Annotated in this window: 17 protein-coding genes and 1 pseudogene; 11 read left to right on the top strand and 7 right to left on the bottom strand. The window is 41.2% G+C overall.

Annotated features, from left to right (window positions below; all coding sequences use genetic code 11):
- The first annotated feature begins 14 nt into the window (after positions 1-14).
- The 3 genes from rimM (at position 15) to rplS (ending at position 1,931) form a co-directional block, all read left to right on the top strand.
- Positions 15-563 (top strand): ribosome maturation factor RimM, encoded by a 549-nt coding sequence (gene rimM, locus FB6_RS01360; RefSeq protein ID WP_174558284.1) that lies wholly within the window; start codon positions 15-17, stop codon positions 561-563.
- Between the two features lie 42 nt (positions 564-605).
- On the top strand, positions 606-1,346 hold the full coding sequence (trmD, locus tag FB6_RS01355; RefSeq protein ID WP_174558283.1) for a tRNA (guanosine(37)-N1)-methyltransferase TrmD: 741 nt from the start codon (positions 606-608) through the stop codon (positions 1,344-1,346).
- 210 nt (positions 1,347-1,556) lie between these two features.
- Complete coding sequence (rplS, locus tag FB6_RS01350) at positions 1,557-1,931, top strand: 50S ribosomal protein L19 (RefSeq protein ID WP_174558282.1); 375 nt, start codon at positions 1,557-1,559, stop codon at positions 1,929-1,931.
- A gap of 68 nt (positions 1,932-1,999) precedes the next feature.
- On the opposite strand, the gene FB6_RS01345 is transcribed toward rplS, so the two are convergent.
- The 3 genes from FB6_RS01345 to FB6_RS01335 all read right to left on the bottom strand — a co-directional run bounded on the left by FB6_RS01345 (position 2,000) and on the right by FB6_RS01335 (position 5,251).
- Positions 2,000-2,965 carry a lipase family alpha/beta hydrolase gene (locus FB6_RS01345; RefSeq protein ID WP_174558281.1) on the bottom strand — a complete coding sequence of 322 codons (966 nt, stop codon included), beginning with the start codon at positions 2,963-2,965 and terminating at the stop codon, positions 2,000-2,002.
- Positions 2,966-3,151: 186 nt separating this feature from the next.
- Positions 3,152-4,135: an esterase/lipase family protein gene (locus FB6_RS01340; protein ID WP_174558280.1), complete on the bottom strand. Its 984-nt coding sequence runs from the start codon at positions 4,133-4,135 to the stop codon at positions 3,152-3,154.
- Positions 4,136-4,222: 87 nt separating this feature from the next.
- Complete coding sequence (locus FB6_RS01335; protein WP_174558279.1) at positions 4,223-5,251, bottom strand: lipase secretion chaperone; 1,029 nt, start codon at positions 5,249-5,251, stop codon at positions 4,223-4,225.
- Between the two features lie 156 nt (positions 5,252-5,407).
- Here FB6_RS01335 and truB point away from each other — a divergent pair, with 156 nt between their 5' ends.
- The 3 genes from truB (at position 5,408) to FB6_RS01320 (ending at position 7,700) form a co-directional block, all read left to right on the top strand.
- Positions 5,408-6,316 (top strand): tRNA pseudouridine(55) synthase TruB, encoded by a 909-nt coding sequence (gene truB / locus FB6_RS01330; protein WP_174558278.1) that lies wholly within the window; start codon positions 5,408-5,410, stop codon positions 6,314-6,316.
- Positions 6,317-6,332: 16 nt separating this feature from the next.
- Complete coding sequence (locus FB6_RS01325; protein WP_174558277.1) at positions 6,333-7,106, top strand: sulfite exporter TauE/SafE family protein; 774 nt, start codon at positions 6,333-6,335, stop codon at positions 7,104-7,106.
- Between the two features lie 135 nt (positions 7,107-7,241).
- Positions 7,242-7,700 carry a hemerythrin domain-containing protein gene (locus FB6_RS01320; RefSeq protein WP_174558276.1) on the top strand — a complete coding sequence of 153 codons (459 nt, stop codon included), beginning with the start codon at positions 7,242-7,244 and terminating at the stop codon, positions 7,698-7,700.
- Positions 7,701-8,065: 365 nt separating this feature from the next.
- Here the strand turns inward: FB6_RS01320 and FB6_RS01315 are convergent, their stop codons facing one another.
- Positions 8,066-8,926, bottom strand: coding sequence for an EamA family transporter (locus tag FB6_RS01315; protein ID WP_174558275.1), 861 nt, complete (start codon positions 8,924-8,926; stop codon positions 8,066-8,068).
- A gap of 187 nt (positions 8,927-9,113) precedes the next feature.
- On the opposite strand from FB6_RS01315, the gene FB6_RS01310 reads away from it, so the two are divergent.
- Positions 9,114-10,910, top strand: a complete 1,797-nt coding sequence (locus FB6_RS01310) for a hypothetical protein (protein ID WP_174558274.1) — start codon at positions 9,114-9,116, stop codon at positions 10,908-10,910.
- Positions 10,911-10,965: 55 nt separating this feature from the next.
- Here FB6_RS01310 and FB6_RS01305 read toward each other — a convergent pair whose 3' ends face one another.
- Positions 10,966-11,856 (bottom strand): EamA family transporter, encoded by an 891-nt coding sequence (locus tag FB6_RS01305; protein WP_174558273.1) that lies wholly within the window; start codon positions 11,854-11,856, stop codon positions 10,966-10,968.
- 117 nt (positions 11,857-11,973) lie between these two features.
- Positions 11,974-13,206: a phosphoglycerate dehydrogenase gene (gene serA / locus FB6_RS01300; protein WP_174558272.1), complete on the bottom strand. Its 1,233-nt coding sequence runs from the start codon at positions 13,204-13,206 to the stop codon at positions 11,974-11,976.
- A gap of 356 nt (positions 13,207-13,562) precedes the next feature.
- Between serA and FB6_RS01295 the strand changes: the two genes are divergently transcribed.
- From FB6_RS01295 to FB6_RS01280, 4 genes are all read left to right on the top strand, one after another.
- Positions 13,563-14,972: an FAD-binding oxidoreductase gene (locus FB6_RS01295; RefSeq protein ID WP_174558271.1), complete on the top strand. Its 1,410-nt coding sequence runs from the start codon at positions 13,563-13,565 to the stop codon at positions 14,970-14,972.
- Between the two features lie 111 nt (positions 14,973-15,083).
- On the top strand, positions 15,084-15,461 hold the full coding sequence (locus FB6_RS01290) for a hypothetical protein (protein WP_174558270.1): 378 nt from the start codon (positions 15,084-15,086) through the stop codon (positions 15,459-15,461).
- A gap of 93 nt (positions 15,462-15,554) precedes the next feature.
- Positions 15,555-16,310, top strand: a complete 756-nt coding sequence (locus tag FB6_RS01285) for an AbiH family protein (RefSeq protein WP_174558269.1) — start codon at positions 15,555-15,557, stop codon at positions 16,308-16,310.
- Between the two features lies 1 nt (position 16,311).
- A complete protein-coding gene (locus FB6_RS01280; protein WP_174558268.1) occupies positions 16,312-16,626 on the top strand; it encodes an AbiH family protein in 315 nt (104 codons plus the stop codon).
- Here the strand turns inward: FB6_RS01280 and FB6_RS01275 are convergent.
- A pseudogene (locus tag FB6_RS01275) lies at positions 16,623-16,735 on the bottom strand (IS982 family transposase); the annotation flags it as partial. The gene FB6_RS01280 and the pseudogene FB6_RS01275 overlap by 4 nt on opposite strands.

The raw sequence follows: 16,735 nt of genomic DNA, 5'->3' as shown, positions 1-16,735 counted from the left end.
GTAGTAGGTAGCCCATGACACCAACACAGAATGTTCCCGAAGATCGTATTCAGATTGGACAGTTACGTTCAGCATATGGATTAAATGGGTGGCTCTGGGTCTATTCCAATACAGAACCTATGAGCAACATCTTTGACTATCTTCCTTGGTACATAGAGACCAAAGCAGGTTGGCAAACAGTAGATGTAAAACGTTGGAAACCGCATGGTAAAGGCTTGGTTGTCAGCTTAAAAAGTGTGAGCGATCGCACTGCAGCAGATGGCTTGGTTGGCGCAAATGTCTGGATTTCAAAATCGCAACTTCCTCAACCAGGTGTGGATGAGTTTTACTGGTCAGATTTGAAAGGCTTAACTGTGTTAGGTTTGGATGATGCTGAACAAGAAGTAAATCTCGGTAAAATCCATGAAATGTTTGAGACCGGTGCTAACGATGTAATGGTGGTTCACGCAACACCAGACAGCGTTGATAGCGAGGAGCGAATGATTCCATGGCACAAAGATGTGGTACAGCGAGTTGATCTTGAAGCTGGTCGTATTTACGTGAATTGGGGCGTAGATTACTAATCCTTAAAGGATGAACGCATTCGGAAAGTAGAGGAATCTGCGATGTTTTTTGCAGTTATTACGCTTTTTCCTGAAATGTTTGAAGCGATTACAGCCTACGGTATTAGCGGGCGTGCGGCAAAACGTGAAATAGTACAAGTCACTTGTATTAATCCTCGCGATTATGCTGAGGGCAACTACAAAAGAGTGGATGAACGTCCATTTGGTGGTGGTCCAGGTATGGTGATGATGGCAGAACCTCTGTCAAAAGCGATTAACCATGCCAAAGAGCTTGCAAAGCAAGCAGGATGTGTTCAGGTTCCTGTGGTGTATATGTCGCCGCAAGGAAAAACCTTAAACGAACCTGCAGTACAGCAGTTTGTCGAATACGATGGATTGATTGTGCTCTGTGGTCGTTATGAAGGGGTCGATGAACGTTTGATCCAGCATTATGTTGATCAGGAATGGTCGATTGGTGATTACGTGTTGTCGGGTGGTGAACTGCCTGCGATGGTTTTACTGGACAGTATTATTCGGAGACTTCCGGGTGCAATGTCTGATGAACAATCCGCCGTGCAAGATTCATTTGTGGATGGTCTTTTAGATTGCCCGCAATATACCAAGCCAGACCATTTTGAAGGTTTGGATGTTCCTGAAGTGTTGAAGTCAGGACATCATGCCAATATTGAAAAATGGCGGTTTTTGCAGCGTTATCAACGAACCCTTGAACGCCGACCTGAGTTGGTGGAAAAAGCAGAGTTGACCAAGCAGCAAAAGAAATGGCTAAAAGATGAGCGAGGATGAACAAAGTCATACTTTGTCCGAGCGCAAGGCGAGAAGCTGTGCTTTGAGTCACTACTTAAATTTTATTTAAGTATTAATGAATAGGCTCTTTATTGATCTGAATAACATCAGCAATAAAGGGAAAGATAAACGGGTCGATACGCGATTTAGCCTCTATCCCCAGCGGTAGCACAGACCTCTTCTGTCCCGCACATATTGGAGATTCCCACAATGAGTGGTAAACATCCTTTAGTTCAAATTATTGAAAATGCTCAGTTAAAATCAGATATCCCTGCGTTTGCACCTGGTGATACTGTAGTAGTTCAAGTAAAAGTAAAAGAAGGTGACCGCGAACGTCTTCAAGCATTTGAAGGTGTTGTAATTGCGAAGAAAAACCGTGGCTTGAACTCTGCGTTCACAGTACGCAAAATTTCTAGCGGTGTTGGTGTTGAGCGCGTATTCCAAACTCACTCACCAATCGTTGCTGGTATCCAAGTGAAACGTCGTGGTGACGTTCGTCGTGCTAAACTTTACTACCTACGCGAATTGTCTGGTAAAGCTGCACGTATTCGTGAAAAATTACCAGCTCGTAAAACTAAAGCTTAATTTTAAGTTTTATACGAGTAAAAAAATGCGCCCTTTGGCGCATTTTTTATGTCTGAAATTTAAGGGCATTATAAACCTTGCAGTTTTAAGCGGTTGGCATGTTGACGGAATACATCTACCGGATCTGGAGCAAAGATGCTTTTTAGTCCCAAGACCTGGTTGACTTCATCTAAGTGGTTCCAGTTGTAATCGTCACGAATGGTTTTACCAAATTTCGCACTACAGCGGGATACCAGACCATCATTTTCCTTACCGCCATCAATTAGCAGACTTGTAACCTTTAAAGCGCTGTCAGGGTCAAGTAAATTGGTCACCGTGCCTACGCCAGTAAATGAATAGTTATAAATACCTTGATCAATAAATTTACCTTCGCCACAGGCTGTAGTTGGCATACCAATCGGATATCTACTGTTGAACAATGCTGATCCTGCTAGGGTCAAACTTTTACCCCCGGCAAGCGCATCGTGCGGGAAGCTGTTCGGATCAAGTCCTTGCGCCCAGGTAATGGCCTTGGAAACCAAGTTCACCATTCCTACCAAAGGTGTTTCAACTGGTGTTCCTTCAGCTTTGAGAATCAGGTCGGCAACCGGGGAGCCTTTATTGGGTGAGCCTACTCCAGTCATCGAAGCCACCAGTTGGGGGGCTACACCGGCTACATAGCGAATGGTTGGACCGCCATGAGAGTGGCCAATGAGATTCACCTTAGACTTGCCCGTGATAGCAACGATTTCCTGTACCTGTTGTAGCAATTGCTCACCACGCACTTCTGAAGAGTTGAAAGGTGAGACCCGAGTTGCCCAGACATTGGCACCATTACGTGCCAGATTAGGTAAAATCTGATACCAGTAATCCAAGCCAAACTGATCTGTTCCTACTGTAATAAAGCCAGCCATACCATGACTAAAAACAATCGGGTATTTGGTCTTGGCATAGTCGGACGTCACTTTTTCAGTGACCTGAGAAGTGTTGGATGCTTGAGCGTGACTGAATGTTGCCGCTGTGATTAAACCAGCAACTAATAATCCATATTTCATAAAAAATCCTCATTTTTTTATTTTCTAGCGACTTTTATTTTAGACAATTTTGATTGTCATATTGATTATTGAGCAAGGCAGAATGAAATAACGATAAGTTATCGATCAGTGAAATATAGAGATGTAACAAATGTTGTTGAACAAAGAACTCATAAGAGAATTCATCTCTTATGAGTTAAGTGATATTTATAAACCTTGTAACTTTAAACGGTTTGCATGTTGTCTAAATAGAGCCACTGGATCTGGAGCGAACAGTCCTTTCAGACCAAACATCATGTTTGCCAAGTCGGTATGATTCAGGTTGTAATCATCACGAATAACTTGTCCAATATGTGTACTACAACGTGCAACCATACCATCGTTGTCTTTGTTGCCATAAGATAATGGCCCAAGTTGCATCAGAATGGTATCAATATCCAGAATGTTCGTCGTTTGTGCAGTACCGCCCCAAGAATAGTAGTAAATGCCTTTATCAACTTTGGCTCCACTCTTATTACAGTCAGAAGCTAAAGCTGCTGTAGGGAAGCGCTGATTAAACTTTGCCGATTCAACTTCGGTGAGAGATTTCATCGAAGCATCAAAGTCTACCGGAATGTCTGGATTGGCTTGAGCCCAGGTTAACAGTGGTCCAACAATATATTGTCCTAAAATATTGAAGGCAGTGCGGCTAAGACTATTGCCTTGAATATCATCTGCAACCTTAGAGCCACGGTAAGTTCCCCCTACACCTGTGACTGAGGCTACGTATTGCGGCTTTACGGCTGCTACGTACTGTACAGTTGGGCCGCCATGACTGTGACCAATCAGGTTCACTTTGTCTTTACCGGTAATGGCCATGACTTCTTCGACTTGAGTAATCAGTTGTTCACCGCGGAACTGGGTGGTATTGGCAGGGGATAACTGTGCAGCAAAAACAGTTGAACCATTACGTGCCATATCTGGCAAAATTTGATACCAATAATCAATATTGAAACTATCATTACCAATACGTGACCAACCTAACCAGCCATGTGTCATGACGATTGGATATTTGGTTTTTGCATAATCTGATTTTGCCGTTTCAGTGATTTGTAAAATTCCTTTTGCTGCTTGTGTTTCAGCGGTAAAACCCATGCCAAGTGCGGTCATTGCCGCAAGCAGAATTGCTTTTTTGTTTTTTAAAGTTTTCATCAACTTTTCCTTAAATGATTTTGTTTTTTATTCATATCAACATATGAATAAGGTGATAGTCTGATCACCTTATGAGCTACATTGCGATTACTCGCTATATGGTAATTTTCCTCCCTGATCATGAATTGATTCAAAAGTTCCGACCCGAAGCTGTTCTTCAGGTTTGCTAAAATGCTGTGTTCTTAATTGTTGAACCGCTTGCTGCTTGGCATTGTCACTCATGCCACTCTTCATAATATTGTCACGTTCATTCAAGTAGTTATTAACCTTGTTTTTCCAGTCACTGCGTTGAACATCTAATGTTTCTAAACGTTGTGTCGCTTCAGGACCGACCAGATTCATACGCATGCGGTGGATTTCTTCTGCAGAACCACCTCGTGCCTTAATGTCTGCAGTGAGTTTTCTGAGGTCTTCTAATTTATTGAGTTGTTCAAGATTTTCTTTCCAGTCCTCAGGAAGCTGATTAAACAGATCTTTTAATTTTTGCGCTTTTTGTGCTTCGTTTAGCTTGTTATCTGCCAATACGGCCATACGTTTCAAGGTGTATTCGTGATAGGTGTCTTCAATACCGAATAAGCCATCAATTTCATAGTCGGAGAAAAGCTGTTTGCGCAGATTTTTCATCTCTGCATAAACGCTTTGATAATATTGGGGATCTTCTTTGTCGATGTTCGGTGGCTGTAAATTACCCAGTTTTTGCCGGTAATCCATATAGCGATCCCATAAATCTAGGATTTGTGTGAGTGCTGGAGCCTTATAATTTTGCTGGATATAAGCTTTGAAATCATGTTTGATTTGCTTGATATCCTTTTCTCCATATTCGGTAATAAAATATTCAAAACAGTTGCGGGTCTGTTCATTCACAATAAGGTGGTTGCTATTGTCTAACTGTAATTGGCAATTGATTTCAGTGTCTTGTTGGCTACGGCTAATAAAAGTCCGGTCATTTGTTATATTGGCAGGCATTTTTTCTGTGGCAGGACTGTTCGACAGCTTTATTGCCTGCATTGAATCTGTTTTTTCAGCGCTAGATTGAGATGGAGCTAACCAGACGAGCAGTGCGCCCAAGCAAGCAATAATCAGAGCCAAAAGGACCCATAATTTATATTTATGCATTTCCTATGCAACCTTTTTTTACCGTTTTTTTATAGTCTAAAAATAGAACTTAATGAGACATTAAACATTAAACCACTAAATAGCGCGTAGAAAAGTTGTAAATACTGACAAGCGGTTGTTACCATAACCTGCGTTCATCTTTGCCTGATCAGTGTTATGAAAAAAACCTCGACTAAAATTCAACGCCGCCATATTAGCGGTGTTTTTTTACTGAATAAGCCCTTGGGTATCAGTTCAAATGCTGCTTTGCAGAAAGTCCGCTGGTTATATCGGGCACAAAAAGCGGGGCACACCGGCGCTTTGGATCCTCTGGCTTCTGGGCTGTTACCAATTTGTCTGGGTGAGGCGACTAAATTTTCCCATTATTTGCTGGATTCAACCAAGCGTTACCAAACCACCATCCAGTTAGGGCATAGCACTACAACGGGTGATGTTGAAGGTGAGCTTTTACTAGAACAAGCAGTGCCTGAACTGACTCAAGCAAAGATTGAACAGGTATTGGCGAATTTCCATGGGGATATTCAGCAGGTTCCACCCATGTATTCGGCGCTGAAAAAAGAAGGTCGCCCTCTCTATGAGCTTGCGCGTAAAGGCATTGAGATTGAACGTGAAGCACGCCCCATCACCATTGACGCCATCGAGTTATTGTCGTTTACCGAAAACAGTCTGACTTTAGATATAACCTGTTCTAAAGGTACATATATTCGGGTTTTGGGTGAGGATATTGCCAAAGCCTTAGATACCTTTGGGCATTTGACTTATTTGCACCGGATTAAAACGGGGCATTTTGACCTGATTCCCAAATATACTATCGAGTATTTAGAAAGTCTGACCGAACTTGAGCGTGAAGCATTGTTACTGCCAGCGTATGCACCGGTAGATCATTTTCCTAAAGTTCAGGTACCTGAAGGTCGGGCTGAATATTTTAGTCGCGGTATGGAAAGTAATATTGAGCATGCTGCGGAAGCTCAGGTACTGGTGTTTGATGGTGAAAGATGTCTGGGTCTGGCGGAAATTACGGATCGTCAGCGCCTGGTGCCGAAACGTGTGTTAAATCTCGAGTAATTGTTGAAGTAGAGTTATGGAAATTGAAATTATCTTAAGCCTTCTGTTTTTTGCATTTTTTGCCGGTGCAATCGATGCAGCAGTAGGAGGTGGAGGGCTGATTCAAATTCCAGCCATTATGAATGCCATGCCGCAGCTGTCGCCGGCAACCGTGTTTGGGACTAACAAACTGTCTTCCATTTGTGGTACGGCATCGGCTGCCTATTCCTTTGTACGTGAAGTCAAATTGCGCTGGAAGCTACTGGCGGTGATCGCCAGTTGTGCCTTTGTCAGTTCTTTTGCCGGAGCGGCCTGTGTCACCATGATTCCGAAGGAAATCCTGCGACCGTTTGTACTGGTTATGCTGATTGTGATTGCCATCTATACCTTGATGAAAAAGCAGTTTGGGCAGGTACATGTACGACAGGAATTAACCACAAAAATTTTGCTGCTGGCTGCTGTAGGTAGCTTGGCCATCGGTTTTTATGACGGGATTTTTGGTCCGGGAACCGGCAGCTTTTTTATCTTCTTTTTTATTCGCTATTTAAAAGCAGACTTTTTGCATGCCTCTGCATTGTCCAAGGTTGCCAATTTAACCACTAATCTGGCGGCACTGAGTTTTTTTGCGCCCACTGGTCATGTGCTGTTTGGTTTAGGCTTGATGATGGCAGTCGCCAATGTCGCCGGTTCAGTCGTTGGTGTTCGGGCAGCTTTGAAATATGGTAGTGGCTTTATCCGGATTTTGTTTTTAATTTTAGTGAGTGTGTTAATTGTTCGTTTGGGATATCAGACCTTTACAGGACAGGCTTGAACAAATCTTAACAGAGCGTAGCTGAATTCTGTTGCTGAAGCGATTAGTATGAAAAATAAGCGACTCGGTTGAGTTGTGGATAATAATTAAATTTCATAATGCACAATTAGCTAAGCATCAGAGGTCATCATTACAATGAATATATTTGAAGCTTTACGCCAAAGTCATGAAAAGCAACGTGAACTTGCTGAAAAACTCATTCAAACCTCAGGGGATACACCTGAACGTCGAGATTTATTTGAGCTGCTCAAAAATGAGTTATTTGCCCATGCCGTTGGCGAAGATCGTTATTTTTACATCCCGTTGATGATGACCGATTCCGGTCTAAACATCACCCGTCATGCGTTGGCGGAACATCACGAAATGGATGAATTATTAGAGCAACTGACGGAAACTGAATTTAGTAATCCGGGTTGGTTGGCAATTGCGAAAAAGTTATCTGAAACGGTACATCATCATTTGCAGGAGGAAGAACACGGCTTTTTTCAGCAAGCGGGTAAAATCTTAGATGAAAAACAAAAGGAAAGTTTAGCCAAACAATATTTGGCGGAATATAAGAAATACAAGAAAGCGAATAAAGACAGTTTGACCTGAGTATGTGTAATTAAAAAAATGGTTTGAAGCCATCTTTTTGATGTTGATAAATGAAATGATTTGGATAGATCAAAACATGTTTGGTATTTGATTTTTTTAAATTAGTACTGCCTCGGTTTATTGATTTAATTTTTATGTCTTTGTGTAGGCATTATCTCTACTTTTGAAAGGTCAAAAGTAGACAAAAACCTTTTGTTTCCCATACACGACATCCTTGTCGTGATGGGAAACGTGTGGCATCCATGCCACACTCATGAATCCAATATTTCCTAGAATTTATTTTTTAATTTTGGCCTTACAAACCACTTGTGTTAATCGAAAAATGACTTATGAAAGCAGTCTATTGATCATTCAGGTTGCAGATTTCAATTTTTCGCTGAAGAACGCAAGGTGACACCGACTGAAGCTGACATAATGCAGACCAGTGCCAGCCATTGCCACATGCCAATGCTTTCACCCAATAACAACATCCCTGTAATAGCGGCTAGTGCAGGGGACAAGCTAGACAAGGTGCCATAACTGAGTTTGCTTAGAATCTTTAAGGCTTTTAAATCCAGTGCATAGGGAATGGCGGTGGCAAGAATGGCAATTAACAGGGCTTTGGGCCAGTACTGGGTTTCCATTAAGGCCGGTGCATCGTGATAGAGTCCGATCGGTAATAGTGTCAATGCCGATAAACTGATGGCAATGGTTAAAGCATGCATGCCAATATGCTGATGTACCACTTTTTGTCCAAAATAAATATAAAAAGCCCAGCACAGTCCCGCCGCTAAAGCACATGCTGCACCAAGCAGCGAGAAGTTATCGCCTTGCGTTTGTCCCCATGGCACCATCAATGCAATTCCTAAAATGGCCAAGAAGACCCAAATGTAGTCACTGCGATTTTTAATCGAAAGTAGTGCCAACCCAAGTGGGCCAATGAATTCGAGTCCAACGGCAATGCCTTGTGGAAGCTTGCCCAAAGACATATAAAAAAGCACATTCATTAAACATAGTGCTGCGCTATAGCAAAGTAAATCTCGCCATTTTAAAAAGGAAAGACGTTTGAGTATTTGCCATGAACGGAACATTACGCAAATGATGATTGAAGCAAAGGACAGTCTTAAAATCGTTACAGTGAGTGGATCAAGTACTTCGAACAGCTGTTTGGCAAATGAGGCGCTGATTTGATAGGAGATCATGGATAACACCATGAACACTACAGCAAGAAATTGTGAATTTGGCATGTAGCACACAATCTGGTGTAAAGATTTAAAGTGCGCCGATTATAGCAATTCTAGTGCCTGATAAAGGAGTTATGAGTATTTAAAAAATTATTAATCATGTGAATAATACAGATAAATTGTGCTTAGTAATCAAAAAGATAATAATAAACAGCTTTTTTATTATTTGAAAATTAATGGAAAAATAACAATGATACTGACAACAAAATTAAAGTATATGGCTTTTGCTTGTATGCTTGGGGTGGCGTTAACAGGCTGTGGTTCGAATAGCGATTCCAGTTCTGAACCGGTAAAAGGTGAAGTAACTGTTGAAAAATCTGTTTCTGCTTTAATTCAATCTGCACAAGGTACTGCTTTAAGTGATGTCGAAATTACGATTGCAGGGCAAACTTTTAAAACAGATGTAAATGGTTTGGCTGCATTCAAAGTTAATCTTCCACAATCGACCAATTCAGTTGTTGTTCGATTAAGCCGTGCAGGATTTATTAATCAGTCGGTATTGGTAAATGTAAAGGATTTGGCACATATCACAGCGAATTTACTGAGTATTAAACAAAGTGTTGCTGTATCAAATATTGAAGATGCACAAATCATTGAGTCTGATTATAGCCATGCTCAAATCACCATTCCGGCAAATGCTTTTGTGCTGCCGAATGGTCAACCTGCTACCGGGCCAGTAACAGTTGAATTTAGCCCGTGGGACATTCAGTCAGCCGATTTAAATGCCATGCCAGCCAATGGTGAGGCGATTGATGCACAAGGCAATAGAACGAATTTAATTAGTGCAGGGATGATTACGGCCACTTTTAAAAATGCAGCTGGAGATCATCTACAACTTGCAAAAGGTCAAACTGCTGATATTCAGATGGATTTGCCGTTAACCAGTATCAATAATCAAGCTTTGGCTATTGGGTCAAAAATTCCAATGTGGCATTTTGATGAAGCAAAAGGCCTATGGGTAGAAGAGGGTGAAGGGCAAGTGATTGCATCACAGACTTCCAGTACTGGTCTGGCAGTTCATGCAACGGTCTCGCATTTTTCTACCTGGAATTGGGACTTTAAATTTGATAATGGTGGCAAAGTATTTGTGCAATGTAAGTCAGCAACAGTTACGGTTCCATGTCATGTCACTGCTCAAGTAAAATTGGACGATGGTTCATCATTTACCAAAGTGAATTCCATTCCTTCAGAAGGTTCAACAGTCATCAATATGCCATCAGACGGTTCAATCCTTTGGACTGCAAAAGATGAATCCGGTACCTTGATTGGTGAAAAGACTTCTGGCACAACGGGCACAGTCATTATTGATTTGGGTACACCAACTACAGATAACTTTGTCAAATGTGTAACAGCAGAGAAAAAAGCGGTAGCATGCTCTGGCGATTTCAATGGTATAGCCTTTACTGTCCCAGCTGAAGGTGGTCGAATTATTTCTGGACTGAAGAATGCCACCAATTTGACCTGGACTGCAGCAAGTGCACGTTATGAACAAGGTGCGGCTGTGTATCAGGCAACTGGCTCTGTGACTTCAGCTTTAAAAGGTCCTGTTACCATTACCTTGAGGGAGACAACAAAACTGTTTGATCAGTATAAAGTCAGCCTGCGCTGTAATTCATCTGAAGCGGTACCGTCATATTGCACGGTGAATTTAACAGGCAACTATTATAGTTATAGTGCGGGAAGCAATGTAGAGCAGCCGAGTTTCTATAAGCAATATCGTTTGCCGTTAAATCAGCGGATTAGCGTTTATTTGCCAATACCACCACAATCACAAGTAGATTGGGCATGGGTCAGTGCGGATGGTGTGCTTGAAAAGGGTAATTTGCAAAAATTAGATTATTGGAGCTCTGAATCTATTTATGAAGATAATCAAATTCAATTTGATTTTGATCAAGTTGAGTGGTGTGATGCCACAATGAATAATGTTGAATTAGATTCGAATAATCCTCCGAAGGACAGCATCCCAATGTGCTGGGTGCCAACTTAATGCGATTCATTTAAGAATCTAAGCATTCAAAAACCGTGCAACTGCACGGTTTTTTTTATCCCCTGGTTTTATCTTCAGTTTTGTTTTTGGCTTGCTGAGTGGTATAGGTACAACCAATCGAAGCCGTGATAATGACAGCAAGTGCTAACCACTGTGTCCACAGCAGTTGTTCCCCTAAAAAGATAAAGCCGGATAACGCTGCAATTGCGGGTTCAACACTCATTAATGTGCCAAAACTGAGTGCGCTCAAATTGCGTAAGGCAATCATCTCTAGAGTAAAGGGTAGCGCACTGGCTAAAACAGCTAAAGTGGCAAACATGATTAAATTTTGCGGTTCAAAGACCATGGAACTCATGCCGGTCAACAATGCGATAGGCATTAAACAGAGCATGCCGACAAACATCCCTAAGCAAACTGTGTGATTACCTGAAACGCCAGACGGTTTTTGACCCGCAACGATATACAGCGCCCAGCAGGCACCTGCACCAAGCGCAAGTAAAATACCGATCGGATCAAGTGATTGCGTGGCTTGATCAAAAGGAAACAGTAAAATCAGACCAAGTATGGCCAGTCCAACCCAAATAAAATCGAATTTTTGTCGGGCATGATAAAGTGCGACACTCAAGGGGCCAATAAATTCAAAAGATACGGCAATGCCGAGGGGGAGACGATCAATCGACAGGTAAAACAGCATGTTCATACCAGCCAGAGCAAAGCCATAGCCGATAATCGACAACCATTTAACCTGTCGGAAATTGATCTGCCAGATTTTAAAAATCAGTGCCAAAATGAGCGAGCCAAGCAGCAGGCGCATGGCTGAAACGGTCAGAATGGGAAACTGGCCGAACAGGTATTTGGCAAAGGAACCACTGCTTTGCATGCTAATCATGGCAATGAGCAGGATCAGCGGTGCCTGTACAGCAGGAACGATTTTAAAATTTGGCATAAACTAAATTTGTTTCGATTGCTCGAATAGCGGGAGATGGGCAAAATGCCAGAGTTTAAAAATCTTAAAAAATAAAAAACCACAGCACGAATGCTGTGGTTTTTTCAAAATCTTAAATTAGAACAATACGCGAACGCGGATCGTACCTTCAACTTCGTGAAGCGTATCTAGTGCTTCTTTAGATGCGGTTGCATCTACGTCCATGACCAGATAACCCACATCACCTTTAGTCATTAAAGACTGACCAGAAATGTTGATGCCGTGTTCAGCAAACAGGTTGTTGATTTTAGAAAGCACGCCAGGAATGTTTTTGTGAATGTGCAGTAAACGGTGTTTACCTTCAGTCAATGGCAATGCGATTTCCGGGAAGTTCACAGCAGAAAGCGTCATACCTTTATCAGAGTACGCTACAAATTTCTCTGCAACTTCAAGACCGATGTTCGCTTGCGCTTCCATGGTTGAGCCACCCACGTGAGGTGTCAAAATCACGTTATCCAGACCACGAAGTGGAGAAACGAATTCTTCACCGTTTGCTTTAGGTTCTTTAGGGAATACGTCAACCGCTGCACCAGCAATGTGACCTGATTTGATCGCATCAGCCAAATCTTCAATGATGACACATGTACCACGTGCAGCATTAATGAAGATAGAACCTTCTTTCATTTGTGCAAACTGTTCTTTGCCAAAGAAGTTACGGGTTGACGGTACGTCTGGAACGTGCAGTGAAACAACGTCTGCATTGGCAAGAAGTTCACCCATAGTGCCGACTTGACGCGCATTACCCATCGGAAGTTTGGTCACTGCATCATAATAAATCACGTGCATACCCATGCTTTCAGCCAAAACTGAAAGTTGAGAACCGATTGAACCGTAACCCACGATACCTAAAGTTTTACCACGAGTTTCAAATGAACCTACTGCAGATTTGTTCCAGCCACCGCGGTGAGTCGAAGCAGATTTAGCAGGTACGCCACGAAGCAATAGAATTGCTTCAGCAAGTACCAGTTCAGCCACTGAACGGGTATTTGAATATGGTGCGTTAAATACTGGAATACCACGAATCATCGCAGCATTGAGGTTCACCTGATTGGTACCGATACAAAAACAGCCAACAGCGATCAGCTTGTTGGCTGCTTCAAATACGTCGTCAGTTAACTGAGTACGTGAACGAATACCAATGAAGTGGGCATCTTTGATCGCTTCTTTCAACGCTTCACCCTCAAGCGCAGTTTTACGATAGTCGATGTTGGTGTATCCAGCAGCATTTAAAGTGTCGATTGCGTTTTGATGAACGCCTTCTAACAACAAGAAACGAATTTTATCTTTAGGCAGTGAAAGATGTTGGCTCATTACGGCTCCGCTACAAAGGCCAAATTTAGTCGCGATATGATAACATACGAGAAGGGTCTATATACATTTCCTTTATGACAGAGAGGATAGGTATTTTTGCCACACATATGCCGTTGACGACAGATTTTGGTTTAACTAAAGCTGTAATTTTTAAGGCGAGATTGTGAAAATGCTTATTTCTGCGGGGTTTCAGTAGAAAATGCCTTATAATGTCGGGCAGTGAAATCGGTCACAGTCATGCTGTTGATTTTATCTTCACGCCCGGTCCAAGCCATCATTTTCTTGTAAATCCTTTTACAAATGAATGATCTATAGACCATCCACCACTTGTATATTTCTTGTTAGGTCTGCAAACGATGAATGCTCCAGTCGCTTTAACACCTGAGTTATTAACCCAATTGACAGCCATTGTCGGCGAAAACCGCATTAAGACAGATGCGGATAGCCTGCAAAACTGGGGTCGAGACCATACTAAACATTTCGATCCAAACCCGTCGGTCATCGTTTTTCCATCTAGCACCGAACAAGTGCAACAGATTGTAAAACTTGCCAACCAGTTTAGTGTGGCAATTACCCCATCAGGTGGTCGTACCGGTTTATCTGCGGGTGCTGTAGCAGCCAACGGTGAAATTGTGGTGAGCATGGAGAAGATGAACCAGATTCTGGAATTCTTCCCGGCAGACCGTATGGTCCGTGTACAGGCGGGTGTGGTGACTGAACAGTTGCAGAACTACGCGGAAGAACAGGGTATGTACTACCCGGTAGATTTCGCATCTTCAGGTTCCTCACAAATTGGCGGCAACATTGGTACCAATGCCGGCGGTATTAAAGTGATTAAATACGGCATGACCCGTAACTGGGTGCTGGGTCTGACTGTTGTCACAGGTAAAGGTGACATCCTGCGTCTGAACAAGGGCATGATCAAGAATGCGACCGGTTATGCGCTGCAACATTTATTCATTGGTGGTGAAGGCACTTTAGGTCTGGTGACTGAAGCGGAAATCAAGCTTGAGCGTCAACCGCATGACTTGCAAGTGATGGTACTAGGCGTACCAGACTTTGATGCAATCATGCCGGTACTGCATGCATTCCAGAAGAAAATTGATTTAACCGCATTCGAATTCTTTGGTGAACTCGCAATGCAGAAAGTGCTGGACAATGGTCACGTACAACGTCCATTTGAAACGGCTTGTCCTTTCTATGTATTGCTTGAATTTGAAGCACCATTTGAACCGATCATGGATGCGGCGATGGAAATCTTCGAGCATTGCATGGAACAGGGCTGGGTGCTGGATGGTGTAATGAGCCAAAGCCTGGAACAGGTACACAGCTTATGGCGTTTACGTGAAGATATCTCTGAATCAATCGCGCCGTTCACGCCGTACAAAAATGACATTTCAGTACTCATTACTCACGTTCCTGCATTTATTAAAGAAATTGATGCAATTGTGGCGGAAAATTATCCTGATTTTGAAATCTGCTGGTTCGGTCATATTGGTGACGGTAACTTGCACTTAAATATCTTGAAACCTGCTGATTTAAGTAAAGATGAATTCTTTGCCAAATGTCAGGTGGTGAATAAATACGTGTTCGAAACCGTGAAAAAATATGATGGTTCGATTTCTGCGGAACATGGTGTTGGTATGACCAAAAAGCCATATCTTGAGTACTCGCGTTCTGCTGAAGAAATTGAATATATGAAAGCATTGAAACAGGTATTCGATCCAAACGGTATTATGAACCCGGGTAAATTGTTTGATCTTTAAGATTCAACCTGTAAGTTCTTTTTACCGATGACTACATAACTGTTATCGAGTATGGAAAAAAGGCATGGCATCATAGATGCGATGTCTTTTTTTTATGGGGGAGATTTCCCAATGTTACGTTTAATATCTACCTCTGTAATTTGTTTGGGGTTGATGTCGGGCTGTGCCACGACTCAAAAATTAGCGTCTAAAGTGAATCTTGGTTCATCTGATACGCCAATGCAGCAGGTTTTAAAAGAGCGTCCGGAATTACGCAAGAACTTGGCAACAGTTGAGGTTCGTCAATATTTTAACCGTACTGAGTCACCGACTGCCGCTCAGGTAAAAGTGACTGAAACAGGTTTAAATGACGATTCTGTTCGTTCAATTCGTACAATTTATAGTTTTAAACTGGTTGATGAGGAATGGAAACGTATTGACACTCAGAAGGAATATCAGTGTATGCGCGGGAAAAATACCAAGTCTTTCCAGACAGCAAAATGTCCTTAATAAATCTTTGATTTATGGTTGAAAGTTAGGCTGCTATGCCTCATAAAAAGCGTATCGGTGGATGCGCTTTTTTGTTTTGGGGAAATAAGAACAATGAATATTTTAATTGTCGGAAATGGTTTTGATTTGTCACATTATTTGCCGACGAAGTATGATCATTTTATGGTGGCAATGGATGCCATAGATAACTGGGATGAAGCTAAGGGTGATATGGGATTTGATGATCTTTTTGAAAAAGATTATTGGTATAAAGATGAAGAATCTGGTGCAGAATGGCAAAACAGTTTTTTTCAGCATACAAAAGCACTATACAAAACTGATGAAGTAAAAATTTCAGTTGATCAAATTAAAAAGTTAAAGGAACAATTAAAAGAAAATGTGTGGTATCAATACTTTTCAGATCATGTTAGGGAGGTAAAATCTTGGATTGATTTTGAAAATAAAATTAAAAATGCTCTTTATGAGATTTCAATATTTTTTTTAGCCGTTGAGAATATAGCTAAAAAAAACAGCCAATTTACATCTGTGATTACACATAATGAGGAGGCTAAAAATAGTATATTGATTAACAAGCATACATCTAGAGTATTGGATTTATTGGGTATATTGAATTGTGATTTTTATAAATGGTTAGATGACGGTAATTGGGGGAAATGTAACTTTAATGATGAATGGTCAGATGTCACATATAAAATAAAAGAAAAATTTATTCAAGAAAATAAACTGTATAAAAAAATTAAATTCGAAGCAGTTGAAAATCATTTACAGAGTAATTTAAATAATTTTTCTCAATTATTTAATGAATATTTGCTTTTGATCGAGAGTCTGTTTTCAAAAAAAAACACCTAATATGAAAAATGATTTGAAATTATTAAAAATGAGTGGAATAGATAAAGTATTTTCTTTTAATTATACGAGTACATTTGAACATTTGTATGGGACAGTAGGTGTTGATTTTTTACATGGGAAAATTTCTAAAAATAAAGAGGAAATAAATATCGTTCTAGGTGTATCAGAATTAGATAAGCATAGTCTTATGAAATATGGTTTTTACGGTTTTCTTAAATATCATCAAAAACTTTTGAATGATACTGATTATTTATTTTTAGATGACTCAACAGAATTGGTTCAAGAAATTCTTAGTTCAAACCCGAATCCTGCTTAAGCTAATGATTTCATAATTTGAATTGTTGGCTTATTTCGATGGGTTAATTGGTATGCACATAAAGAAGCATAAATTCCACTTAGAAATCCATGAATACTACGAGCTTTAC

The sequence above is a fragment of the Acinetobacter bouvetii genome, from assembly GCF_902753875.1.
GTDB lineage: Bacteria > Pseudomonadota > Gammaproteobacteria > Pseudomonadales > Moraxellaceae > Acinetobacter > Acinetobacter bouvetii_A.
Note: the sequence above shows the minus strand (reverse complement) of the source record. Positions and strands in the feature narration are given on the sequence as shown.